Raw genomic sequence first — 24,543 nt, forward strand, 5'->3', positions numbered from 1 at the left:
GCGGGGAGGGCAAGGGGCGCGTCAGCGCCTCGCGCAGCCCTTGCCCCGCCGCGCACGCTGAGGAGGGCCGCCGCCTCCCCCCTTGGTGTCGCCCAGAGCCGTCGGGGAAAGGGGGCCCGAAGGCCCCCCGGGCCTCAGATCACCGAGACGGTGCAGCCCCGGGTGCCCTGCAGCTTGCGGGCGATCGCGAAGGCCTTCTCGGCCGGCACGAAGCGGATCTTCTTGACCGGCTTGCCGCGCTTCCCGAAGAAGCGCTGCTCGCAGGGGTGGGCGCCGCCCTTGAGGCCATCGGGATAGAAGTGGACGATGACGCGGCGGATTTCGCAGCTGGGGGCAGAGGGTGTGGCCATGGCCTTGAGGTGAGGAACCCGATCGCTCAGCGCGGCCCGCGCAGGGAAGGCAAGGGCGGCGAAGCCGCTTGCAAGGCCCTTGCCGAACCGAGCAGGCCAGCGCAGCCTTCGGGTGCTTCTCACCGGGGCCGTGGCGGAACACCCCCCGAGCGGTGCTGACCTGAGCAGCGTTCGTCCACGGCTGCCGCCGATCCGGGGCGGCGGCGATCGTGCCCCCGCAGCGGGTTCAGAGGTGGTGCAGTTGCTTGGCCAAGAGCGGCCAGGCCGATCCGCCAGCATTCAGCGCGTCCCTGTCACCTGGGGCTCCACCTGAGGTCGCGCCCGAGCTGGCCAGAACCAGACGACTTCTGCTAGTACAGGTGTTCTCTGAGAAGGTGCCGTCGTGGCTGCTTCCCCGCCCCGCTCCCGCGCCGCCCGGCCGTCGCCCAGCTCAGCCGCAGAAGATGGCGGCTGCGAGCAGTGGCCGTATCTCGATGAGGAGGTGCTGGTGGCCAGCCGCAGCAGCAAGGTCTGCCTTACCTGCCACTTCTTCCGCCACCACGCTGGGGTGAACTGCATTCCCCTGCTCACCTGCCAGCTGCACCAGGGCCTGCTGGCCCATGGGGAACACCTCACCCGCTGCTGCCAGGGTTGGACCAAAGACATGGTGCGCCAGCGGGGCTGGGCACCCGAAGTGGCATGACAGCTGCTGCCAGCCGGCAGCCACCGCCTTAATCGAAAGTGGGCAAGCTGATGGTGATTTTAAATCAGTGCAATGCCCACCGGGCATTAGATGCTGCAGTGATTATCCGACACCACAGTGATGGAAGAATGGACATGATCCTACCATCAGAATCAATGCGAGCTTGGTTTGACTTTGCTACCACAGCATCCAGCCAGCCAATCTGTTCAGACCGTTGCAAAAGCGAAGCGGCTTTGAGGTTAACATCTAATCGGCGATTATGTCGGCCGCTGACGAAGTAGGGATGCAAGTTCAGCTTCGAAGCGTATGAGCTCTGATAGCTGAGCAGCGAGAGCTTGCTTGGCTGGTAGGTGGATCTTTTCTTGCTGGTCGAGCCATTCACTAAAGGTCCCCGTCATCTCTTCCATGCCGGTCTTCGCCTCGTCCTCAACTTCGGCGGCGGCGCCGCGGAGTGCATCGCGGAGCTTCTGCCTCTGATGAGCCTTCTTCTCTGCTTCCATAGCCGAAAGTACGTCACTACCTATGTCATAGAGAAGTGGACCAAGTTGCTCCATGATTGGACCAACGCTGTCTAAAGCCTCAGCCCACTTGACATATTTGCTGGCTTTTTTTGCCACTTCTTCAGTCGGAAAGTTCTTGACATTGTGTGCCTTCCGAAACTCATCCCATCCAAGACCCGACTGTTTCCATTCTCTAACGAACTTCGCTGCTTCATCAAGGGACATGCTTAGGTCCACACGGGCATATGCCTTGAAGCCATCTCGGAAGGCCCTAGAGAACTGGCTGGCGCGCTTCTTGGCCTTCCCTTCTACACCGGGCTTTGTCGAATCGGATTCGGCCGCGCCCATCTCGAGTATCAGTTCTCCAAGCCGCCTCATAGCAGGACTTCGACCACGCTCGCTGGCCTCCTGGTCTGCTGACGCAGCAAGGTTCTCGAATTCTGCATAGGCTTGTTCGCTCCATTGATCCAATGCTTCAACCAGTCGAGTCTGTAACGCCTCTGCTGCAGATACCGTTCCTATTCTGATTGCGCTCAATAGCTCGTCCTCCATGAGACGGTGGAGGTCTGCTTCGCACTTGCGCCGTAGCGCGTCGAGACTGGTGCGCCAAAGAGCAACGCGCTCGAGCTCGTTCTCGCACGTTGCTATGGCCTCCTCGCGCAATGCTTGCTCGACTTGCACCATCCGAGTGAAGCTGGTGATCGCATGAGATGCAAAGCGGTACCCGGACAGTGTCCGCAACTCGGGGACACTTAGCTGAGCTTGTGTAAGCGCTTCTCGAAGCTCCCCCACCCCGTCCCAGCCAGACCCCATTTCGTAGAGGCTGGCATCCGGCTGCTCGTTCCCAACACTCTGGTAGGGGTCAGCGCTAACAGGGTGAACACCCCATCGGGGGCTTGTTGAACCGATCGCGTCCAAGAGAGACTTGAACTCAGCCTGTTTGCGTGAGCAGAGACTCCGGAATCCCTCAGGGTTTTCAGAGGGATCGATACCTGCTTCGTCGATGCGTGAGATGACGGCGAGGAGCGAGTCTGTGACGTGATCTCCCGTAACACCAAATCTTTCACCGGTCACGATCGCGTCGAAGGTTTCTTTGTTACTCGTGACGAGCTGTGGTGGAAGAACCCAAACAAGCAGGTCCGCGAGATCAAGGCTTTCAAGTGCCTTTATGTCGTGCTCATCATTGCCGCCTGCAAAGCCTGGACTGTCGCGGAATGTCCATGTGGATCCTGTGATCTCGTCAACTGAGAACGTTTCACGGCGACCGGACACCGTGATCTCAGAAGGAACAGCTACTCCATCCTCAAACAGCAGGCGCTTGAGAAGAGAGGATTTACCAGCATCATAAGCGCCATAAATTGCAGCTACCGGATTTTCTCTGGACTGATGGTCTCGCCAAGCAGACTCAAGCTTCTCAACTACATCACCTATGGGAATATCGCGAAGAGAAGTCCATACCAAATCGATCCATCCATCTCTGTCTAGATTCATCGTTCCTCCCATAGGTGACCGCCGAGCGAATGCTCGGCGCTATCGCCGAGTACCGCATAGAGTTCTCTTTGCTTCTCAATCGAAGCAATCTCCTGCATTTTGGCAATCTTCTCTGTCTCAAGCTCTATCGAGTAGGAGTTGAGCAGCCCGATGTATTTACCAGCCGCCATGATCAGACCGCACTCTTCGGCGTCGCCATCAGCAATAGCTGCTACGACGCGGGGTACCGTCTGAGCTAGCCATTCCGCGAGCCTTTTCCGATCTTCTTCGCGCCTCTCATGGAGATGCTCCTCCCAGAAAATAAATGCGATATCTAATACTACTCCTACGACTGACATCACGGCTCCAAGTTTTCCGAGAGATCGAGCGACTTTTACTGCTCCCCACGGCTTGAACTTGAATCCAAGTCCTTTTCCAATGCCATATACCACGTCTCTCGATGCTCCACCTGCGAAACGGCTCGTCTTGTCAAAGGCGTCGTGAAACCACGCCTTACCCTTCGAATCGCTGGGCGATGCTGGACCATCTCCGACTGTGGGATCAGGAAAGGCATGGGCAAACTCTGCTGAGGCGAAGCGTCGGTTAATGACTTCCTCTGTCTGGGTTCGCCAAGTTTCGAGTTCCTTCTGTGCGACTTTTCCCCATTGCTCCAATTCGACCGCTAGAGCCTTGTCCTCCCACCACTTTTGTAAGTTCGAGGCCTTCAGCTTGAGCCGCACTGGATCGGTCTCAGAGAGCACTTCATCCCGGAGAGACGCAGCCTGCTCTTCGACCCGCCGGAGGAGCCTTGCGCGATGGTCGTCGGCGAGACGCATTCCTTCGCCCTTCTGCTCTTTGACGAGGCTAAGGAGCCTCCCTATGGCATCAGCCTGAGCAACAAGCTGATTCATTTCAGCGCCTTGTCGTGCATCTAGACGAGCTAGTCGGGCCAACCCTCCTTCTAGCAGCGATCTGTCAACACCAGTTTGTAGTAACTCGGCCTCGATCTCTCGGTAGGCCCGCGTGAACTGATCGAAGCCATCCCATGAGCGGTTGGAGTCATATGACTCTGACGTTGCATCCCTTCGATCTCCGACTAGACCAAACGGATCGCTCGCCATGCAAAGAATCCGTTTAGGGGACATCGAGATGCCACGGCTCCCAAGCGCCTCGGACAGCTCCCGTTGCTTGCGCACTGCAAGCTCCCTGTAGCGTGTTGGGTTGTCCACAGGATCGACGCCAAGTTCATCTGAACGGTTCACGATGAAAAATGTCCTTGAAGCTTTCGGGACAAGAAGTTGATCTCGGCTTCCCTTCAAGACGAGTTGCATAGATGCATCGTCACCAGTCAGTAGATTAGGTTGGAAGAGGTAAAGGATCGCCGAGGCGTCAGGGAATGAGCGACGAGCCGCCTCTGTATGGCTCTCGTGCGAGCTCTGGAAACCTGGAGTGTCTACGAGATCGAGACTTCCCCACTCATAGATTATCTCTTTGTCCGTCGTGGGATTTGCACGGATGTGCAGGTCGCCTGGGACAGGCTGCCCGACGTCCAAGAGCAGCCGCTTAATGAAGCTTGACTTACCTGTGTTGTAGTCACCGACTAAGTGTAATCGTGGACGACCACGAACTGCGATGGCATTCAGTTCCGCGAATGCGGTCTTTGCCAAATCATCACCGGTCAGAGCTTGATTAGCCTGGTCAAGCCACCTTCTACCTGAACCTGGCTTGACGTCGCTCGTCACGTGTGCCCAGACATCTCTGAAGGTGGAGAACAAGGTTTCAAGGACTCCTGGATCGCTGAATGTGCTTCTCTTATGCTCTCCAAGGTGAAAAGCCTGTTGGAGACCCTCGGGGTCATCGATCCACGAGTCACCGAGCCAGTACTTTGAAGAGACGTTTGGATCACCATCCTCCACCGACCGTTCACTGGCTTCCTTCGCTTCCCACAACAGACGTTGCGGATTTGTCTTCTCCGGCATCTCAGCTTTTATTGAATTCGCACGGAATGCGATCTTCTCGCCTGCAGATCCAAGACTACGGAGATCAAGCGCTTGGTTGACAGCTGGTAGGACGACCCTTCCGGCAGAAGAGGAAGCAATTTTCTCCGCTTCTTGCGAGACACTATCTTTGAACTCGTCGTAGACGGTGTAAACGCTTTGGCGGACGTTCGCGAGTGCCTCCCGGCGGGCTTTGAGCTTCTGCGCCTCGGCACGCTTTCTGGACTCTCCTCCTAGCCATCCCAGCAACCATGCGGCTCCACTTCCCACTACGGCCACACCAGCCGCTGCTCCTGCAGCCCAACCGAGCGGATTCCAGAAGTTCGTGACCGCCATAGTCCCCAACGATGCCGCGATGCCCCCTAGGACGCCTGCTGCCTTCAGACTCCAGGACCCGTATTTCCATCCCGCACCGGCGTCCCCAGTCACATCTTTCGCATCAAGTAACCGTGCCTTCAGGTCTGCAATGCTGTCTTGGTACGCCAACCGCGTGCGGCGACTGATGAATTCATGGGCCTCAGCCAAGACACACTTAGCTGCCGTCTCCATCTCTGAGGTTGATAGGCATTTCTTCCGCACCTGCTCTCCGGTGATTCGTTCACCTCGATCGAAGGCACTTGCAACAGTTTCCTCGGCGGCGTCTAGAGACTTCGACCTCAGTGCTCCTAGCTCTGCTGTCAGGCGCTGTTGGACGAACACCTTGAACTCCCCGACGCTCGGCGCTTGGAATCGTCCTCGAAGTCTTTCCAGAGCTTCGAGACGATCCATCCCTTCGCAGAAGTAAGCCATTCGAGCAGCATCTGTCACGGGGTAGCCCAGGAGACATAGCAGCGGTTCTATGGTCTGGGCCTCCAGGACACTGGACTCAGCGATGGCTTCTTTAGATGTCGCATCCATGTCTTCGCAAAGTGCGTTGAGAACACCGCGAAGTTGATCATGGAGTGCGCCCATGCGGAGCGCAACAGCGTTTTCTTCGATGCAACGAACGAGAAGCCCTTCTAGGGTGGGTAAGTTTGACCACAACTCAAGCTTCTTGGCACCATACTTCTGACGGTGCAATTCCAGTGTTTCGCGATCTGGGCCGTGATAGGGCAATGTGGCCCGTGCAAAAAGTGCACGTTTTGATGCGACCGCCACCACTGGAACTCCAAGCATAGATACACTTGCCAGTTCGTCCTGAATATTGCCAGCGTGCTGAGCTACGGTTCTTGAAAGGCTTGCTCTGGCGCTACCGATTGGCACTCGTGGCGGTAGCCGCCATACCGAGTTCCGATTGTTCAAGACAGCGATTACAGGTTTGTTGAACTGATTGACCCACTCAGCGACTTTTGTGAACTCCGAAGCTTGTTGGCTTTGACTGTCAAAGCAAACAAGTACAAAGTCTGCCACCTCTACTGCGTAACGGGCACGCTGTTCAAGGTCGACTCGTTTGTTCATCCGACCCCATCCATTGACCCCCGGTGTGTCGTACACCTTGCACGATTCCCAGTCCTTAGGCTCCACATTGGTTGTCCAGTCGCTCTCACCATGCGAAACGGGTAGTCCGTTTCCTCTTGTGAGTGCTTCGATCAGTGTGCTTTTGCCAGTACCTGTCCGTCCGAACAGAACGATGTTGAAGCTTTCGGCCACACCCGCCTGCTTGGCAAACAGCCGCTCAATCTCTGCTGTTCGCTCTTGAATATGACTTATAAATCGACCAGAAGCCTTATCAGGTGTTGAGGAACTGAGCCGAACGATCTCTTCGTTCATGCTGCTGATCAACGACTGGGCCTCTCGCTGTGTTGACGCAAGTGCCTCCCGACTAGCTTTGACGGCCTCCCGAGTCGATTGTTCCAGGCTCTTCATCTTCATCTTACTCATTCACAATTCTGATTTGCAAATGTACTGGGGAAGATTTCTATAGTCAGTAGTGGCAGGCATTCATAAATGGCCATCAGGATACTAACCCATCATTTTTAGGCTGAGGTGCCCATTGGCCACGGTGTTCCTCCCATGTATTGCTTTTGGTGAGTATTGACTCACGGCAGAGTTGCTTGCGGCTTAAATTGGAGTTGCTCTTGAGGGGTAGCTGGCCCGTATGCTGCCAGCAGTTGCGATTGTGGTTCACATGGTTGGCAACGTCACCGAAACACCAGACGAGTTGCCTGATGGGATTATCGTTGCGATCCAGACTGAGAATCTTGTCGAGTACGAGGGCCTGCACGCTCTTAGAGTGGCCCTCATTAAACAGTAAGTATTGATAGTGACTGTCTTTAAGCAGACTGTGCGCCCGATGCAAGGAGTCGATTTTGGCCAGCCGAACAACACGGCAGCTCTCTTGATGGCTCACTGGTCTGCTCCTTCAGTTGGTTCATCAGGATTTTCAAGCGGCAGCGCCGTCAGGATTCCGCTCTCATACGCCCCGGTGTCGATCCCGATGCGGTGCGGCAGGTGGGTCACCTGGTAGTCGTTGTTGAAGGTATGCCCGTGCACCACGATGTAGGGCAATCCGTGGGGCCTGGAGAGAAAGGGCTGGCGGATCCAGATCAGATCCACGAATTCCTGCTCCTCCAGCGGAACCCCGGGCCGCACCCCCGCATGCACGAACAGGTAGTTGCCGCGAATTGCGGTGACCGGCAGCTGCTCGAACCAGTCCCTGCGCTCGGCCGCAAAGGACACGAGCTCCCGATCGCCTCCACTCCACTGCCATAGATCCAAGCCCTCCTCGGGTGCGGGTTGATCCATGGCGTCCAGCAGCATCTGCTCGTGGTTGCCCATCAGAACGGTCACCCCTGAAAGGCCAAAGGCCGCCGGGTTGTCCTGCAGCTGCCACACCCGCTCCAGCACCTTGCGATCGCCATCGGGCTCAGGGGCCCGATCGATCAGATCCCCGAGGAAGATCAGCTCCGCGCCCGAATCCAGGTGCGGGATGAGTTCCTGCTCCAGCAGGGAGGCGCAGCCGTGGACATCCCCGATCGCCACCACTTCAGACCTGCTCATCGTTTTCCTCATAGACGTTGGCGCTGGAGCGCATCGACTCACGGCTGAGGCGTTTGCGGCTGCGGTTGGGATCGCTTTCAAGCAGCTCCAGCTTTTCGCTGAGCAGCTTCCGCTCGCGGGTCACGCTGGGGCTAGCGGGCATCACCATGAAGCGGGCGTGCAGGGAGCGCAGGCTGGCACCAGCGGCCATGACATCGCCCCGATCGAGTTCCTCGATCACTCGCCTGCGTTCGCGGTTGGAGCGCAGCAGCTCCAGCTGCTCGGCCACGGCCGCATCGGGGTCCAGTGCCCCGAGCTCCGCGCTTTCCATCACGGGCAATTGAAGATGCTCGATCAGCGTCTGGCGTTCGCTGCTGCCGGGGGCATCCCAGGCCAGGCGCACGCTGAGGATCTCCTGATTGGGGATCCAGGCGGGCAGCTTGAGCTGCACACCCACATTGAGCTCCTGGCCGGCGCGCAGGTTGGGGAGCTGGTGATTGCCGGCGCCGGTGGGCTTGAGGTCGTTGAGCAGATCGACCACCTCGGCGCCGTGCTTGCCCCGTAGACCGATGCTGACTCGCCGCCCGATGGTGGTGGCCAGCCCCTGAAGCTCGGAGGCGTAGAGATCCGCCAGCTGGCTGGGGGTTTCGATGTGGGCCAGGGTGCCATCACCTGCCGCGGCCATGGCGCCCATCAGGTCCTCGTCAAAGTCATTCCCCAGGCCAAAGGCACTGGTGCTGATGCCCCGCTGGGTCAGGCCCGCCACCTTGGCGGCGATCTCCTTTTGGTTGGTGAGGCCCTCGTTGGCCTGGCCATCAGAGAGCAACAGCACCCGGTTGAGCTGGGTGGGATTGAGGTGCTCGGCCACCTGGGTGGCTCCGGCCAGCCAGCCATCGAACAGGGCCGTGCAACCACCGCTGTGGATCGTATTGATCGCGGCGATGAAGTGCTGGGGATCGACGACGGTCGTGGAGGGAACGACCACCTTCACCTCGCCGTCGAAGCTGACGATGGCGAGGCGATCACGGTTGGTGAGCTCTCCTGCCAGGAAGCGGGCGGCCTTGCGGGCGTAGCTGAGCTTGGTGCCGCTCATCGAGCCGGAGCGGTCGATCACCAGGGCCAGGTTCAGCGGCGGTCGCTGCTGTCGCTGGGGTTCTGCTTCCGAGGCAGGGGGGGAGATGGTGATCAGCAGGTCGAGGGTGGAGGCGCCATCGGCCGCCACCGCCGGGCGCAGGGGCCGGAAGCGCAGGGTGGGATTGGTCATGGTGGGAAGTAAGGGGGTGGGTTCGTTGGTCGGGTTAGGTCGGGATGGAGGTCAGGGGGAGAGTTCGTCGAGCTGGTCGCTGAGGCGTTCGAGCAGGCGCTGCAGCCACATCCGGCGGCGGGATCCAGAGGGTGGGATGGATAGGGACTCGCGCAGATGCAGTTCGATGCCGGGGGCCAGGGACAGGCGATGCCAGCGGCTGCTGGTATCGCTGGAGCGAGAGGAAGATCCCGAGCGGGAGCGGGAGGAACGGGTGAGGGAGGAAAGGGGGGTACTGAGCATCCCGAGAACGGGGCTCATGGAGCTGTTTTTTCGTGCGAACAACGGAGGCTCGCTTGCTTGAGCTTCGGCGTCGCCGGCTGGAGACGACAGATCCCTCAAGTAGTCGAGGGCCTCGTTGCCGGCTTGAGCGGAAGGGACGGTGGCCGTCGCTCCCTCCCCGTCCAGCTGCTCGAGCTGCTGCTCCAACTCCGCATCGGCCAGAACGCAGAGGGGAGCAATCGCCGAGAGGCTCAGACCGCGCCGGGCCAGGGCGCGCACCAGAACCAGCTGCAACAGATGGCGGTGGCTGTAGACCGCACTGCGACCCTCCTTGCCGGGGCGATCGATCAACCCCTGGGTGGCATAGAGACGCACGGTGCGGGGCGAGATCTCCTCCCCGAGCAGTTCGCCCGCGGCCGCGAGGAGGTCCTCAAGGCCGTAGAGGGCGTCTGCTGGAGCGGTGACCTTCGCCATGCCTCAAGTATGCACACTTGCAGTGCAGGTGTCAAGCAGTCGTCCGAGCGTCTTGCTGGAATCGGAGCTCTGCAAAAGTGCCTGGCCATGGAAGCGGGACTGCCCGCGGCCTCTGTGAAGAGGGGGCCTCAGGGTGAAGCCCAGCCAGACTTTTGGGATGAATCGCCTTCCTCTGCTGCTCTTGGGTCTGACGCTGGCGACTTGGCTTGGCTGTGCTGCCAGCCGGGCACAATCCATCCGCGCCACGGTGCTCTCGATCGGTGATGGCGACACGATCCGGGTGCAGCAGGGCCAGCAGCGGATCACCATCAGGCTGGCCTGCATCGATGCCCCCGAGATGGCCCAGGCACCATATGGAGCCCAATCCCGCGCCTATCTGCAAACGCGGCTGCGCATTGGCGCCCCGGTGACGCTGCTTCCCCAGACGGTCGACCGCTATGGCCGCACCGTGGCGGAGGTGATCGGGGAGGTGAATCTGAACCTGGCGATGGTGGAGGACGGCCAGGCGTTTGCCTACCGCCAGTACCTGAGCCAGTGCAACGCCAAGGAGTATCTCGATGCCGAGTACCGCGCGTCCCGCAGCCGCTACGGGGTGTGGAGGGTGCCGGGCGGCATCACGCGGCCTTGGGAGTTTCGGCGGGCTCGGCGTTCGGCTGGAAGCAGTCGTGCGGTCAGTTCAGGTGTGGTCCCTGCTGGGACAGCCCCAGCTGCGATGGCAGGCCAGCGTTACCGATGCCGGCAGATCGGCAGTTTTGCCAAGGCCCAGGAATTGCTGCGCCAGGGCCACACCTATCTCGATGGCAATGGTGATGGGGTGGCCTGCGAGAGCTTGCGCTGAGAGGACGGACAACCGCACCTTTTGGCTCTGGTCGTCATCGGCTTGCTCGTTACCTTCAAGCTTTGAACGCCACGCCCATGGCCCTCACCGGATCTGACCTGCTGACCAAAGTCAAGGAGCTGGGTGATGCCTCCAAGTCCGATCTGGTGCGAGCCGCCGGCTATGTGAGCGCCAAGAAGGACGGCAGCGAACGGCTGAACTTCACCGCCTTCTATGAGGCGCTGCTGGAGGCCAAGGGCGTCAGCCTGGGTGATGGCAACGGCAAAACCAAAGGCAAGGCTGGCCGGACCTTGAGCTACGTGGCCACCGTCCAGGGCAACGGCAACCTCCTGATAGGTAAGGCCTACTCCGCGCTGTTGGATCTCAAGCCCGGCGATGAGTTCGAGATCAAGCTGGGACGCAAGCAGATCCGCCTGGTGCCAGCTGGCTCAACGGAAGAGGAGGAGTGAGCCTTTCAGCAGCTGGCTCTTCAAGCTGTCTTCAGCTCAGCTGCTCACACGACAGCAGAAAGCCGGTGACGTTGTCCGGCCACTTGGCGAGCACCAGCAGTTCCCGCGGGTCACGGGCAAAGCCCTTCTGGGAGAGGGCCGCGAATTCGGCCAGGTTGTCGTGGGTGACCAGCGCCCCACTGGCTTTGCTGGCCTCGATCGCAGCGACAAACTCCTGACCTTGTTCCGCAAGGCAGCGTTGATAGGCCTCCTCGAAGCTCACCCCCTGCTCCTGCAGCCTCACGAAGGCATCCAGCTCCGGTGGGAGGTGATCCAGCCATAGGGGAAGGCTCCTCACCGGACCAATCGTGATGCCCTGGGTCTGGGTGTGGATCAACGTCACCGTGGCCTCCAACGACCAGCTGGGCTGGGCGAGCAGCTTGCCGGCGGCGATCTGCAAATGCCAGCGGTAGTCCTCAGCGAGGGCCTGGTGGGTCCGGGCGAGGTCAGCCATGGAACAGGGGATCACGACAAAGCCCGGTGACGAGGCCACCGGGCTCTGAAGGATTCTGGTTGGTGGGGCGGAGTGGCTGATGCTGGCACCTGGGGCCAGAGTTCCAGTGGGACTTCCCGATGGGTCCGGGGCACCTGAGGCGAGGCCGTTAACGGTGCAATGGACGGCGGCGGAGCACACACACAGTCGGTGTCACACGCCAGGGAAGCCAGAGATCCGATGAGAGTGTTGGAGCAGGGGCCGGATCGTCAGCGCGCTCCTGACGCCTGACCCGGGGGAGTGTCATCCATCAAAGGGCCTCCGAATCCGATGCATCAACAATCGGACGGCCAGAGGGCAGGGGCAATAGGGGTTTATGCCTGAGGGGGCGGAGGGAGCGGGAGATCTGCAGCCTTCAGCCAGCCCCGGGTATTCACCAACCGGGCCGCTTCCTGGGCCGCCTCCACACAACGGTGCGTACGGCGTTTGGCGTCGTCCTGGCTCTGGGCCCGCATCAAGTAGCCCTCCATCGCCTCTGGCGTTTCGATTACGGCCAGCAGCCCCTGCGTCCGGCTGCCGATCGAGGTATCGGCGAGCAGCCGGGTGATCAGGTTCAACTCCCAGAGCAGCTGGCCTTGGGAGCCGGGCGTGAACAGCTGCTCCTGCAGCACCCCTAGGCACCCCCGCTTGAAGGAATCGAGCTGGCCGGGCCGGAAGCGGCGGCTGTTGGGCAGCCCCTCCGCCGGGCCAGAGGGGAGGCGCGCCGGGGCTGGTTGATTCGCCTCAGGGCTGTGTTCAACGCTCCAGCTCAGTCCCGTGCCAGGTAGTCCCACGGTGGTTCGTGCTCCACCAGGGCGGGCGATAGGGATGTTGAACGACGCCCCGCGGCCACCCAGGGAGATGGAGCTGAGGCCGCTCTTGGCGAAGTTGAAGCGCAGGGGGCCGATGCGGGTGCTGCGGCGGAAGCGGAAGGGCATGGGACCGCACCGGCTCAAAAGCCAAGGGGTAGGCAGATCCTGCCTCTTCTTGCCCGTGCTGCAGTGATTCCTCTTTGAGATACCCCCAATTCGGCCGCGGCCCGTTCAAACTGCCCGCAAGTGGTCTCCCTGGCGTTCGTGTTCCCAGTGCTCGCCTGGTTCTTCGCATGAACGCAACGCTCATGCAGATGAGGGGGTTCGACAGTGCCTGGCAGGCCCCGATGACCCGATGACCCCGCTGGATGACCTAAAACCTGATGCCTTGGTCAATGGCCAGTGGGGCAAGGAAGCCGTGCGGCTGATCCGTGCCCTCGGGTTGGCTGATCATGAAGCCGGGGCAACGGGGCCTAGCCGGAAGGGGACGTACTGATCCGATGGCGACGCAGCGATACTCCGTCACCCCCCACCCCATCGACACCCTGCTCACCTGGGTGAAGAGCGGCGAGATCGCCATCCCGGAGATCCAGCGGCCCTTTGTGTGGGAAGCCACCAAGGTGCGCAACCTGTTGGATTCCCTCTACCAGGGGTTCCCGGTGGGCTACCTGATTGCCTGGCGAAACCCCACGGTCAAGCTCAAGGACGGCACATCGTCCGCCGGAAAGCGAATCCTGATTGACGGACAGCAAAGGGTGACTGCCCTGATGGCCTCGCTCTTGGGTATGGAGGTGCTCACGAAGGACTACGAACGGGTACGGATCCGGATCGCATTAAATCCGCTGGCAGCGGATGACGAGCCCAGCTTTGAAGTGAGCAATCCTGCGATCGCCAAGAATCCGCTGTGGATTCCGGACGTCTCGAAGCTCTTTCAGTCGGATGCGGATCTGTTTGATCAGACCGACGCCTACGTCGCACGCAATCCAGAAATTGATCGGAATCTGGTTGGCAAGTCACTCCAGCGTCTCTTGAAAATCGTCAACAACTCTGTTGGCTTGATCGAGCTGGCTGAGGATCTTGATATTGAGACCGTTACCGAGATTTTCATTCGCGTCAACTCGGCAGGGGCCGAGCTCTCCCAGGCCGACTTCGCCATGTCGAAGATCGCCGTCAACGAGACCTACGGCGGCAACACACTGCGCAAGGCCATCGAATACTTCTGTCACCTTGCCATTTCGCCAGACTTCTACTCCCAGATCGAGAAGAACGATCCGGAATTCTCTAAGTCTGAGTTTCTGGCCAAGATGGCTTGGCTCAAGGACGTCAATGACGACCTATACGACCCCACCTACACCGACATGTTGCGGGTGGCCTTCACCTCCGAATTCGGTAGGGGCAAGCTACAGGACCTGGTCGCCCTACTTTCAGGCCGAAATTTCTCCACGAAGCAGTACGAGGAGAGCATTGCGGAGGAATCGTTCGCCAAGCTGAAGCAGGGTGTTCTTGCTTTCATGAGCAAAACCCACTTCGATCGGATCACGATGATCTTGAGGTCAGCGGGGTTTGTGACCAGTGATCTGATTCGTAGCCGCAATGCCATCAACTTTGCCTACATTCTTTATCTGAGGGGCCGGCGCGAGAATCTGCCCGCCGACGACATCGAGAGTCTGGTGCGGCGATGGTTTGCGATGTCGATTCTCACCGGCCGTTATTCCGGCAGCCCGGAAACGGCCTTTGACCTCGACATCCGCCAGATTAACTCCCAGGGTCTGAAGACCTATGCCGAAGCTGTGATCGAGAACGAACTGCCCACCACCTTCTGGACGGGAATGCTGCCGCAGTTGATGGATACCTCCTCAGCAATGAGCCCGTACTTCATCGCCTACCAAGCGGCCCAGGCTCGGCTTGGTGATCGTGGATTTCTTTCATCCGGCATCACCGTGCGCGACTTGCTGCTCAATCGCGGAGACAAGCACCATGTTTTCCCGCGCAAGCATTTACAGCGGGCAGGGGCCTCCAGGAGCAGCTACAACCAGATTGCCAATTTCGTGATGGCCCAGAGCGAAATCAACATCGCCATTGGGGACAAGGCGCCAGAGGTCTACTTCGGTGAGCTACGCGAGCAGGTGAACGGTGGCTCCAAGCGCTACGGCGGCATCACCGATGAAGCAGCACTGAGTGAGAACCTGGAGATGAACTGCCTGCCTGCATCATTGCTGGATGGAGATCCGATGGAGTACGACTCCTTCTTGGTGGAGCGGAGGTTGTTGATGGCGGAGAAAATTCGGCAATGGATTGATGTTCTCTGATGGGACTGACTCCCTACCATGCCAAGTATTACGCCCATGACCTGACAAGGCGTGCTGCCGGAGGCTTGGATCGTTTATCGATGTCGTTGTTTGATGCTGCGGTCGATCTCAATCCCCATCAGATCGAGGCGGCACTCTTTGCATTGCAATCACCGTTATCGAAGGGTGTGATCCTTGCCGATGAGGTGGGTCTTGGCAAAACGATCGAGGCAGGGATTGTCCTATGCCAGTACTGGGCCGAGAGGCGACGGCGGTTGCTTGTAATCACCCCAGCCTCAATCCGTAAGCAGTGGGCCCTGGAGCTACAGGAGAAGTTCAACCTCAATGCTGTGGTGCTGGATTCGAAGGCCTGGCGAGAAGCGCGTAAGGACAGCCGGGACCCTTTGGCTCAGGGAGCTGTGGTGGTGATGTCCTTCCACTTTGCCAATAGCCATCGAGAGGATCTCAAGGCTGTTGGGTGGGATCTGGTTGTGATCGATGAAGCCCACAAGCTGCGGAACGCCTATCGGCTAAGTAACAAGGTCGGACAGGGGATTCGATGGGCAACAGAGGAATGCCGCAAGCTGCTCCTCACCGCGACGCCGTTGCAGAACTCCCTTCTGGAGCTCTACGGGCTTTCCACCTTGATTGACGACAGTTTGTTCGGTGATCTGAATGCCTTCCGTGCCCAGTACACCGGTGTGGGCAGCAACATAGCGGCCTTGTGGCAGCGGGTGTCTCAATTCTGCCGGCGAACGCTGCGCAAGCAAGTCACGGAGTACATCCGGTACACGGAGCGCCGACCGATGACACGGCCATTCCGGCCTACCGACGATGAGCACGCTCTTTACCAAGCGATCTCAGGCTTTTTGCAGCGAGATGAAAGCTATGCGTTGCCGAAGCGACAAAGGCAGCTGACGACCTTAATCCTGCGCAAACTGCTGGCCTCCTCTTCCCAAGCCATTGCAGGCACACTCGATACCTTGACGAAACGGTTGGAGAGCCTGCGGGACGAGAACGTGGCGAGTGATCCGGACTGCATCGAAGAGCTGCTTGAGGCAGAGGAGATGGAGGGTGATCTCCTGGATGAAATCCTGGAGCCGGATCAGATGGAAGCCTCTGTCGAGGTTGAAGCTGACACGATTGATCGAAAGAAGCTCAAGGAGGAGATTGAGACCCTAAAAGGCTTAGCTGACTGGGCTCGCAGTATCGGAGTTGATACCAAATCGCGCACCCTGCTGAAAGGACTGGAGATTGGCTTCGAGCAGATGGGCAAGTTGGGTGCAGAACGAAAAGCACTGATTTTTACCGAGTCACGACGCACACAGGACTACCTGAAAGCTTTCCTGGAATCAAACGGTTTTCAGGGTCAGGTTGCCCTTTTCAACGGCAGCAACGCAGGGCCAGAGGCTGCCGGTATCTACGAACGCTGGGTTCAAACCAATGCGGGTTCAGGCCGCGTGTCAGGTTCACGCGCAGTCGATATGCGAACAGCCTTGATCGAAGCCTTCCGTGATGAAGGCACAATTCTGATTGCTACTGAAGCGGCCTCTGAGGGAATTAATCTTCAGTTCTGCTCCTTGGTGGTGAACTATGACCTCCCCTGGAATCCACAACGGGTGGAGCAGCGGATCGGACGGTGCCACCGCTATGGACAAAAACATGATGTGGTGGTGATCAACTTTCTCAATGAGCGCAATGAAGCTGACCGTCGTGTACTTGAACTGCTCACTGAGAAATTCAGCCTTTTCAATGGCGTATTTGGTGCTTCCGACGATGTTCTGGGCAGCATCGAGTCTGGTGTGGACTTCGAGCAGCGAATCCTCGCTATCTATCAAGAGTGCCGTACATCGGCAGAAATCGATGCGGCATTCAGTGCCCTCCAAAACGAGATGGATGAGCAGATCAAGACTCGCCTTGGGGATACGCAGAGAGCACTATTTGAATATTTTGATGAGGATGTTCATCAACGTCTGCGTTTACAACTTGCCGATGCAAAAGCCCAGCTTGATCGGGTTGGCCAGCGCTTTTGGTCACTCACCCGCTACATGCTGGTTGATGATGCCCGCTTCGAAGAGGCTGAGTTGGCCTTCGATCTCGAGCGGCCACCACGGCAAGACCTACCAAGGGGCCGGTACCACCTAATCTCTAAGAATCGGCCGGTTGAGGTCGCAAGCCAAGATCCAGAGGAAGGCTATCTTTACCGGCTGTCCCATCCCTTGGGGGAGTACGTGGTGGCCACGGCCAAAGAGCTGGAGACTTCTTCCGATGAGGTGGTCTTTGATGTGAGTCATCACCCCACCAAGCTCTCGGTGGTGGAGGCGATGCGAGGCCAAAGCGGGTACTTAACCCTGAACAGACTAGAGATTGAAGCCTATGACCGAGTGGAAGAGCTGTTGTTTTCAGGCTACACCGATGCAGGGGCCAGCCTGGATCAAGAAGCGATGGAGAAACTGTTCCTCTGTGCTGGGGATTCCACTGGGTGTGGATCAATTCCTGCAGAGTCTGGTTCGCGGCTGTCTGCAGAGGCGGAACGCCATGCCAGTGCCACCATCCACCGCTCCCTGGAGGAGAACAGCCGCTATTTCAAGGAGGCGCGGGAGAAGCTGGAACAATGGGCTGACGACATGGTGGTCTCGGCCGAACGGGCACTGGCTGCAACGAAGGAGCAGCTCAAGACCTTGCGACGTCAAGCAAGGCAGGCGGTAACACTTGAGGAGCAACGCCAGATCCAGGAGCAGACCCAGAAGCTTGAGAGACTGCAGCGCAGTCAGCGCCAGGAGATCTTCAAGGTGGAAGACGAGATCATGGAGAAACGGGATCAGCTGATTGATCAGCTAGAGAGGCGGCTGGTGCAACGCACGACCAATGAGACCCTGTTCACGATTCGCTGGTCGGTGGTGTAGCCCCACCATGACAGGCCAGAATACAAGCCGAGCAGAGCCCTCATGAGCCAGAAGTTCGAAAAGCTGAAGACCTTGCTGATGGAGCTTTTCCAGCTCGATAAGCCGGACTTGGACTTCGGCATCTACCGCGTGATGCACGCGAAGACCGCCGAGGTATCACAGTTTCTCGACAAGGACTTGCTACCCCAGGTGAATGCGGCATTTAGCCAATACCAAACTGCTGACAAGGCCGAGATCGAGAAGGAGCTGGCCAAGGCTATTGAGCAGGCACAAGCACTCGGCGCCGATCCAGAAACGCTGCCGAAGGTGAAGGATCTACGTGCCCGGCTTGCTAACGAGGCGGTGGACATCGTCTCACTGGAGGGCGAGGTCTACGACCAGTTGTTCAGTTTCTTCCGCCGTTACTACGACCAGGGCGACTTCCTCGCTAAGCGCGTGTATAAGCCAGGGGTCTATGCCATCCCCTACGAAGGGGAGGAAGTCACACTCCATTGGGCCAACAAGGACCAGTACTACATCAAGACCAGCGAGTACCTGAGCGACTATGCCTTCCGCCTGATACCGGATGACGACCAGCAGCCGATGCGTGTGCACTTCCGGCTGGCGGACGCCGTCGAGGGCGAGCACGGCAATGTGAAGGCCGCCGAGGGCCAAAGCCGCGTGTTCATCTTGGCGGCTCCCGGGGCATCGGGCCGCGACTTCATGACCGAAGAGGACGGTGAGCAGGGTAAAGAACTCACCATTCGTTTCCAGTACCGCCCAGCAACTCTCACCGACTGGCCCGAGGAGGAGCGTGACGGCAAGAAGAAACCTCCCTCACAGAAGGAGCTGAGTGCGCTGGCCGCCAGGCGTGTGCTGTCCGTAGATGACGACTCACTTGCGCCGTGGATTGCAGCGCTGGGCACACCGCACCTGACGGCCGGTGGCGAGAAGGCCGATTACACCAGGATGGAGGCGCACCTCAGGCGCTACACCGCACGCAACACCTTCGACTACTTCATCCACAAGGATCTTGGCACCTTCTTACGCCGGGAGCTGGACTTCTACATCAAGAACGAAGTCATGCACTTAGATGACGTTGAAAACGAGACCGTGCCGCGCGTCGAGCAGTATCTCTCCAAGATCAAGGTCATCCGCAAGATCGCCGGAAAGATCATCGCCTTCCTCGCCCAGCTCGAGGACTTCCAGAAGAAACTGTGGCTGAAGAAGAAGTTCGTCGTAGAGACGCAGTGGTGTATCACTGTGGGCTGCATCCCTGAGACGTTCTTCGCAGAGATCGCGGCCAACGCCGCCCAGCATGAAGAGTGGGTGAAGCACTTTGCGATCGATGAGATAAAGGGTGATTTGACAACTCCGGGGTACAGCAACAATCTCTCACTGGAGTTCCTGAAGGCGCATCCGACGCTGGCAGTGGACACACATCACTTCGATGTGGACTTCAGGGCGAGACTACTTGAAGCAATAGGAGACGTGGACGAGCAAGTCGATGGTGTTCTCTTTCACAGTGAGAATCTTCAAGCATTGAACGTAATGCAGGGACGGTATCAGGAGCAGGTAAAGTGCATCTACATCGATCCGCCTTACAATACGGGAGGAGACGGATTCGTCTACAAGGATAGATATCAACATTCGAGCTGGATGACGTTGATGGCTGATCGCTTGCGGCAGGCCAGGAATCTCATGTCGCCCTCCTCGGGAGGAGCCTGCAATCTAAATGATATCGAAGACTGGCGCATGCGAGGTATGATTGATGCCGAGTTTGGCGAGTCAGCCTATGTAACGACCGTGATCACGAAGTGCTCAACACCTTCTAGTTTTAGAACAGTGAACGTGGGCCCAGTTGACGTCACAGATCGAATCGTTCTCTTTGCTAAGAATAGGGACGAATTCTCGTTCACACCTCAACCGGTTGATAAGCCTGTTGACCTTCAGCATTTCAGCCGATTCATCACGAACATCGACGCCCCCTGCCAAGACTGGCAATTCAAGTCGATTCGGCTCCAAGTTCTGCAAGACTTGGGTTTCGCATGTACTAGCTCTCAAGAAGGAATGCGATTGGCTCGTGAGCGATGGAGTGATGCCGCCCGAGTGGTAGTGGACCATGCGTGCGGGTCGTTCGCCTTGGAGAACGCCAACAGAGTCTTCGAGCTGAAGACGCTCCAAAAGCCTTCACCGTGGTTGCGCGAACACATTGCTTCGTCGCGTGCAGAGAAAGACCGCATCACATTGATTGCCAGGGCTGGAGGTGAACCGATTCTGCTCCTAGGAGGTCGGCAGTTCTACTTCTTGAGCAAGGGGGTCGTCGAAACCGAAGGCAAACGCCGCCTTACAGAGCCAGCTTCAACCCTCTGGACCGACATTGATACGAATAATCTCCGTCACGAAGGAGACGTAGAGTTTCCTGCTGGGAAGAAGCCCTTGAAGCTGGTAGAACGAATTCTTCGGATGTCGGAACAAGCATCAGGGGTTGCATTCTTGGATTACTTTGCCGGCTCAGGCACAACTGGCCACGCTGTCATTAATCTCAACCGAGAAGACGGAGATCATCGCAAGTTCATCCTTGTTGAGATGGGCGACTACTTCGACACCGTTTTGCTGCCGCGCATCAAGAAGGCAACCTTCACTCCAGAGTGGAAAGACGGCAAACCCAAGCGCCTTGCCACGCCTGTGGAAGCCGAGCGCAGCCCGCGCATCGTCAAAGTGGTCCGTCTCGAATCCTACGAAGACGCGCTCAACAATCTGGAGACCTACCGCACCAAGGAACAGCAAGGCCTACTCGACCTCGCCCAAGCACAGGGTGAGGACGGTCTCAAGGAGCAGTACATCCTGCGTTACATGCTTGATGTCGAGACGCGCGGAAGCCAGTCGCTGCTCAACGTGCAGGCTTTCACCGACCCCACCGCTTACAAGCTCAAGGTCAAACGCCCGGGGTCGGATGAGAGCCGCGAGGTCAACGTCGATTTGCTGGAGACCTTCAACTGGCTGATCGGCCTCACCGTGAAGACCATCGCCGCGCCGCAAACGTTCAGCGCAGCGTTCGAGCGCGATGCTGAGGATCGCCTGCGTCTGAAGGGTCGCCTCAAGCAGGAGGCCGAAGGCCCGTTCTGGTTCCGCACCGTCACCGGTACCACCCCCGAAGGCCGCCGGACGCTCATCATCTGGCGCAAGGTCTCCGGTGAGCCTGAACAGGACAACCTCATGCTCGACGAATGGTTCACCAAGCAGGGCTACTCGGCCAAGGACAGCGAGTTTGATCTCATCTACGTCAACGGCGGCAACAACCTCGAGAACCTCAAGACCGCTGATGACCTCTGGAAGGTGCGGCTGATCGAAGAGGACTTCCACCGGCTGATGTTCGAGCCGGAGGGAGCCTGATGCCACGGGGACGCCCCAGGAAGAACCCAGAGACCATCGCGTCTACTTCACCCACCGGCCGGCGAGGACGACCGAGTAATAAGCCCCAGGTGCGCTTCGCTGCCAAGCTGGTGCTCAACCAATGGCTGCTGTCACTTTTCAACGTCAAGCGGTTTGAAGATCTGGCAGAACCCCTACGCAACGAGGCTCTCGAAGGCCTGGATGAGAACAACGTCCACCACTTCCATCACGCCCTGACCTCTCAGCTACTCAATCTCACCCAGCTCCCCACTGAGTTGCTTTTGGAGTACGACCAGAACATCGTCCGCCACAGCCAACGCCTGAACGAGCGCCGCATCACCCGAGGGGAGGAGCCCATCGTCTGGAAGTACTTCCAGTACCTGGCCTTGCTGTTCAGCGAGATCTACCTCGATCACTACTTCCGAGATCCCCAAGGTCTCCTGGCAGCCCTCAACACCCAAATCACCGCCTACAACGAAGACAAGTCCGAACCAGATCAGCTCAGGCACCTCAACGCGGAAGCCGAGGCCTGGCCACAGCTGAACAAGCTTGCCTTCTGGATGGCCACAGGCGGTGGCAAAACACTGGTGATGCACGCCCACATCCTCCAGTTCCAGTGGTATCTGGAGAAGTTCGGCCGCCGCCGTGAGCTGAACCGCATCATCCTGCTCACGCCCAACGAGGGACTTTCGCAGCAGCACCTACGAGAATTCGAGTTCGCCGGTATCCCTGCCGAAGTCTTCAACAAGGACGGTCGCGGCCTGTTCACTGGCCAGGCGGTCGAGATTCTTGAAGTCACCCGCCTGAGGGATGAGATGGGCGCCAAGACCGTTGCTGTGGAAGCCTTTGAGGGCAACAACCTGGTACTGGTGGATGAAGGCCACCGGGGCGCTTCCAGTGGTGGCGATGGGGCCTGGATGCGTTTCCGCAACGCCCTATGCGAGAAAGGCTTTTCCTTCGAATACTCCGCCACCTTCGGCCAGGCGGTGAAGGGTAACCCGGGCCTCACCGAGTTGTACGCCAAGAACACCCTGTTCGACTACTCCTACCGGTACTTCTATGGTGATGGCTTCGGCAAGGATTACCAGATCCTCAACCTCGATGAAGCCACCCAGCGTGACCACCGAGACCTTTATCTCACGGCGTGCCTGCTCTCGTTCTTCCAGCAGCAGCGACTGCACCGTGAGCAAGAGAGCTCCTTCAGGCCCTTCCTGATCGACAAGCCGTTATGGATTTTCGTGGGTGGCAGCGTGACGGCGACCCTGGCTACGAAGGACGCCTCTGACATCGTGGAGATCCTGCAATTCCTGGCGCGCTTCGTTGCTGATCGCCCAGGCAGCATCCAGCGCATCGAGCGCGTGTTGAACCAGGGCCTCATGACTACCAGTGGTGCCAACCTGTTTGCGGGCCGTTTCGCTTACCTGAACACCTGTGGCCTCAGCGGCACGCAAGTCTTTGAAGAGACCCTCGCAATCCTGTTTAACGCACCAGGGGGTGGCCAGCTTTACGTGGAGAACCTAAAAGGTGCAACGGGCGAGATCGCCCTGCGGCTTGGCGCTGAGAATGAGCCCTTTGGCGTGATCAATGTGGGAGATGACGCCACGCTGGTGAAACTGTGCGAGAAGAACGGCCTGGCTACGGGCGATCGGGAGTTTGCCGGCTCGTTGTTCCACCAGATCAATCAGGCCCACTCTCCCGTGAACCTGCTGATCGGATCGAAGAAGTTCACGGAGGGCTGGTCCAGTTGGCGGGTCTCCACCATGGGCCTGATGAACGTTGGTCGCAGCGAAGGGGCGCAGATTATCCAGCTCTTCGGCCGTGGGGTGCGCCTCAGGGGTTATGGCATGAGCCTAAAGCGCAGCGGACGTGCGCAACTGCCCGACGGTCTGGAGCGTCCGAAGCACATCTCCGTGCTGGAAACCCTCGGCATCTTCGGCATTAAGGCCGATTACATGGCGCAGTTCCGCGACTTCCTTGAAGAAGAAGGACTCCCCACCAATGAAGTCCGCATCGAGTTCCTGCTGCCGGTCATCAAGAACCTCGGCACCTTGAAGCTCAAGACGGTGCGGCTCAAGAAAACAATCAACGGCGTCAGCACCGAGTTTGGCGATGCCTTTCGCAAGCTGGCGCCGATCCCCACCGTGGCACCACCTGATCCAGACGGCGACCCGAGAACCTCTTCCCTGCAGAGGAACCCGGTTGTCCTGAACTGGTATCCCAAGATTCAGGCCATGAAGTCAAGCGGGGTCTAGGGTATTGATGTAGAAGCAACACCAAACCACACGCACCTGACAGCGCAGCATGTTGCTTTTCTGAATCTTACTGCGCTCTATTTCGAGCTGGAGCGTTTCAAGGCCGAGCGTAGTTGGTACAACCTCAACCTCACTCTGGACGGCATTGCCAAGCTGCTGGCCAACCAAAGCTGGTATCTGCTGCTGATTCCCGCCGAGGATCTCGCCTTCGATTCTTTCGAACGGGTGCGACTCTGGCAGGAGATTGCCCTCTCACTGCTCAAGAAGTACACCGAGCGCTACTACACCTTCAGCAAGCGTGACTGGGAAGCCAAGTATCTGGAATACCGCTACTTGGAGGGTGACGACCCGAACTTCTTGGGCGGCAAGGATGCAGGAGATGAAGGGTATTACCGCATTCTGATTGAAGAGTCCCAAGAAGAGATCGTGGCCAAGCTCACTGAGCTTAAGGTAGCGATCGACAAGGGAGATCTCAAGCCATGGGAGTTTCGGGGCATCAAGGCCCTCTGGTTTAGCAAGCATCTCTACCAACCTCTGCTCTATCTCGATTCGAAGGTTGTCGAAATCAGCCCGGTGCCGTTGAACAAAGGAGAGCGGTACTTCGTTGAAGACCTCAAGGCCTTTCACGACGGCAACAGTGCGTTCTTTCAAGACCGAGAACTGTACCTGCTCCGCAACTTGAGCAAAGGTAAAGGGGTGGGATTCTTCGAGGCAGGCAACTTCCACCCAGACTTTATTCTTTGGCTACTGGCGGATGGCAAGCAGCATGTGATCTTTGTGGATCCCAAGGGCATCCGCAACCTAGGCCCCGCCGACCCCAAAATTCAGTTCCACGAGACCATCAAGGAGACAGAAGCTCGCCTCGGCGATCCAGACGTTTACTTGCATTCCTTCATTGTTTCCAACACGTCATCGGCCACGATGAAGTTACTCTGGAACATGGATAAGGCCGAGATGCTTGGCAAGCAGATTCTCTTTCAAGAGGAGGACAAGGATTCCTATATTGGATCAATGTTCAGCAGGCTCACTGCTGGGGCTACTCACTGACTGGTGATTCTGACGAGACTCCCGTGTTTGGAATCGGTCCTTTGAGCGCCGTTTGTTGGTGATGCTTGCGCGACGGAACGCCCCCAGCGCCGTCCCGACTTGGCAGGGG

The 24,543-nt window shown here is 58.4% G+C and carries 16 protein-coding genes; 8 read left to right on the forward strand and 8 right to left on the reverse strand.

Features of this window, described 5'->3' with window-relative positions; translation table 11 throughout:
- Nucleotides 1–134 precede the first annotated feature (134 nt).
- Nucleotides 135–350 (reverse strand): hypothetical protein, encoded by a 216-nt coding sequence (locus ACXMDP_RS09640; RefSeq protein ID WP_457766783.1) that lies wholly within the window; start codon nt 348–350, stop codon nt 135–137.
- 382 nt (nt 351–732) lie between these two features.
- Between ACXMDP_RS09640 and ACXMDP_RS09645 the strand changes: the two genes are divergently transcribed.
- Complete coding sequence (locus ACXMDP_RS09645) at nt 733–1,032, forward strand: galactose oxidase (RefSeq protein ID WP_457766784.1); 300 nt, start codon at nt 733–735, stop codon at nt 1,030–1,032.
- 257 nt (nt 1,033–1,289) lie between these two features.
- Here ACXMDP_RS09645 and ACXMDP_RS09650 read toward each other — a convergent pair whose 3' ends face one another.
- The 5 genes from ACXMDP_RS09650 to ACXMDP_RS09670 all read right to left on the reverse strand — a co-directional run bounded on the left by ACXMDP_RS09650 (nt 1,290) and on the right by ACXMDP_RS09670 (nt 9,956).
- The gene (locus ACXMDP_RS09650; protein WP_457766785.1) at nt 1,290–3,035 is read right to left on the reverse strand and encodes a GTPase; all 1,746 of its coding nucleotides are present in this window, start codon (nt 3,033–3,035) and stop codon (nt 1,290–1,292) included.
- Nucleotides 3,020–6,748: a GTPase gene (locus ACXMDP_RS09655; protein WP_457766786.1), complete on the reverse strand. Its 3,729-nt coding sequence runs from the start codon at nt 6,746–6,748 to the stop codon at nt 3,020–3,022. Before ACXMDP_RS09655 ends, ACXMDP_RS09650 begins: the two co-directional genes overlap by 16 nt.
- Nucleotides 6,749–7,324: 576 nt before the next feature.
- Nucleotides 7,325–7,978: a metallophosphoesterase family protein gene (locus tag ACXMDP_RS09660; RefSeq protein WP_457766787.1), complete on the reverse strand. Its 654-nt coding sequence runs from the start codon at nt 7,976–7,978 to the stop codon at nt 7,325–7,327.
- The gene (locus ACXMDP_RS09665) at nt 7,965–9,221 is read right to left on the reverse strand and encodes a vWA domain-containing protein (protein ID WP_457766788.1); all 1,257 of its coding nucleotides are present in this window, start codon (nt 9,219–9,221) and stop codon (nt 7,965–7,967) included. Before ACXMDP_RS09665 ends, ACXMDP_RS09660 begins: the two co-directional genes overlap by 14 nt.
- Before the next feature lie 51 nt (nt 9,222–9,272).
- On the reverse strand, nt 9,273–9,956 hold the full coding sequence (locus tag ACXMDP_RS09670) for a MerR family transcriptional regulator (RefSeq protein WP_457766789.1): 684 nt from the start codon (nt 9,954–9,956) through the stop codon (nt 9,273–9,275).
- 157 nt (nt 9,957–10,113) lie between these two features.
- Between ACXMDP_RS09670 and ACXMDP_RS09675 the strand changes: the two genes are divergently transcribed.
- Complete coding sequence (locus ACXMDP_RS09675) at nt 10,114–10,794, forward strand: thermonuclease family protein (protein WP_457766790.1); 681 nt, start codon at nt 10,114–10,116, stop codon at nt 10,792–10,794.
- A gap of 77 nt (nt 10,795–10,871) precedes the next feature.
- Nucleotides 10,872–11,243, forward strand: coding sequence for an AbrB family transcriptional regulator (locus ACXMDP_RS09680; RefSeq protein WP_457767219.1), 372 nt, complete (start codon nt 10,872–10,874; stop codon nt 11,241–11,243).
- 31 nt (nt 11,244–11,274) lie between these two features.
- On the opposite strand, the gene ACXMDP_RS09685 is transcribed toward ACXMDP_RS09680, so the two are convergent.
- Together ACXMDP_RS09685 and ACXMDP_RS09690 are read right to left on the reverse strand one after the other, a co-directional pair.
- Nucleotides 11,275–11,736 (reverse strand): hypothetical protein, encoded by a 462-nt coding sequence (locus ACXMDP_RS09685; RefSeq protein ID WP_457766791.1) that lies wholly within the window; start codon nt 11,734–11,736, stop codon nt 11,275–11,277.
- A 353-nt stretch (nt 11,737–12,089) separates the two neighbouring features.
- Entirely contained in the window at nt 12,090–12,692 is a 603-nt protein-coding gene (locus ACXMDP_RS09690) for a DUF4236 domain-containing protein (protein ID WP_457766792.1), read from the reverse strand.
- A 374-nt stretch (nt 12,693–13,066) separates the two neighbouring features.
- On the opposite strand from ACXMDP_RS09690, the gene ACXMDP_RS09695 reads away from it, so the two are divergent.
- From ACXMDP_RS09695 to ACXMDP_RS09715, 5 genes are all read left to right on the forward strand, one after another.
- Nucleotides 13,067–14,875, forward strand: a complete 1,809-nt coding sequence (locus tag ACXMDP_RS09695) for a GmrSD restriction endonuclease domain-containing protein (RefSeq protein WP_457766793.1) — start codon at nt 13,067–13,069, stop codon at nt 14,873–14,875.
- The gene (locus tag ACXMDP_RS09700) at nt 14,875–17,760 is read left to right on the forward strand and encodes an SNF2-related protein (RefSeq protein ID WP_457766794.1); all 2,886 of its coding nucleotides are present in this window, start codon (nt 14,875–14,877) and stop codon (nt 17,758–17,760) included. The genes ACXMDP_RS09695 and ACXMDP_RS09700 overlap by 1 nt, the downstream gene beginning before the upstream one ends.
- 42 nt (nt 17,761–17,802) lie before the next feature.
- Entirely contained in the window at nt 17,803–21,135 is a 3,333-nt protein-coding gene (locus tag ACXMDP_RS09705; RefSeq protein WP_457766795.1) for a DNA methyltransferase, read from the forward strand.
- A gap of 89 nt (nt 21,136–21,224) precedes the next feature.
- Nucleotides 21,225–23,387: a DEAD/DEAH box helicase family protein gene (locus ACXMDP_RS09710; protein ID WP_457766796.1), complete on the forward strand. Its 2,163-nt coding sequence runs from the start codon at nt 21,225–21,227 to the stop codon at nt 23,385–23,387.
- 225 nt (nt 23,388–23,612) lie between these two features.
- Nucleotides 23,613–24,434, forward strand: coding sequence for a hypothetical protein (locus tag ACXMDP_RS09715; protein ID WP_457766797.1), 822 nt, complete (start codon nt 23,613–23,615; stop codon nt 24,432–24,434).
- Nucleotides 24,435–24,543: the final 109 nt, after the last annotated feature.

It is taken from the genome of Cyanobium sp. ULC065 (assembly GCF_977927515.1).

Excerpts from the sequence above, each read along its gene's own strand:
- ACXMDP_RS09690 (WP_457766792.1), bottom strand. The coding sequence starts at position 12,692 with ATGCCCTTCCGCTTCCGCCGCAGCACCCGCATCGGCCCCCTGCGCTTC.
- ACXMDP_RS09695 (WP_457766793.1), top strand. The coding sequence starts at position 13,067 with ATGGCGACGCAGCGATACTCCGTCACCCCCCACCCCATCGACACCCTG.
- ACXMDP_RS09675 (WP_457766790.1), top strand. The coding sequence starts at position 10,114 with ATGAATCGCCTTCCTCTGCTGCTCTTGGGTCTGACGCTGGCGACTTGG.
- ACXMDP_RS09650 (WP_457766785.1), bottom strand. The coding sequence starts at position 3,035 with ATGGGAGGAACGATGAATCTAGACAGAGATGGATGGATCGATTTGGTA.
- ACXMDP_RS09685 (WP_457766791.1), bottom strand. The coding sequence starts at position 11,736 with ATGGCTGACCTCGCCCGGACCCACCAGGCCCTCGCTGAGGACTACCGC.
- ACXMDP_RS09670 (WP_457766789.1), bottom strand. The coding sequence starts at position 9,956 with ATGGCGAAGGTCACCGCTCCAGCAGACGCCCTCTACGGCCTTGAGGAC.
- ACXMDP_RS09665 (WP_457766788.1), bottom strand. The coding sequence starts at position 9,221 with ATGACCAATCCCACCCTGCGCTTCCGGCCCCTGCGCCCGGCGGTGGCG.
- ACXMDP_RS09655 (WP_457766786.1), bottom strand. The coding sequence starts at position 6,748 with ATGAACGAAGAGATCGTTCGGCTCAGTTCCTCAACACCTGATAAGGCT.
- ACXMDP_RS09705 (WP_457766795.1), top strand. The coding sequence starts at position 17,803 with ATGAGCCAGAAGTTCGAAAAGCTGAAGACCTTGCTGATGGAGCTTTTC.
- ACXMDP_RS09660 (WP_457766787.1), bottom strand. The coding sequence starts at position 7,978 with ATGAGCAGGTCTGAAGTGGTGGCGATCGGGGATGTCCACGGCTGCGCC.
- ACXMDP_RS09680 (WP_457767219.1), top strand. The coding sequence starts at position 10,872 with ATGGCCCTCACCGGATCTGACCTGCTGACCAAAGTCAAGGAGCTGGGT.
- ACXMDP_RS09700 (WP_457766794.1), top strand. The coding sequence starts at position 14,875 with ATGGGACTGACTCCCTACCATGCCAAGTATTACGCCCATGACCTGACA.
- ACXMDP_RS09640 (WP_457766783.1), bottom strand. The coding sequence starts at position 350 with ATGGCCACACCCTCTGCCCCCAGCTGCGAAATCCGCCGCGTCATCGTC.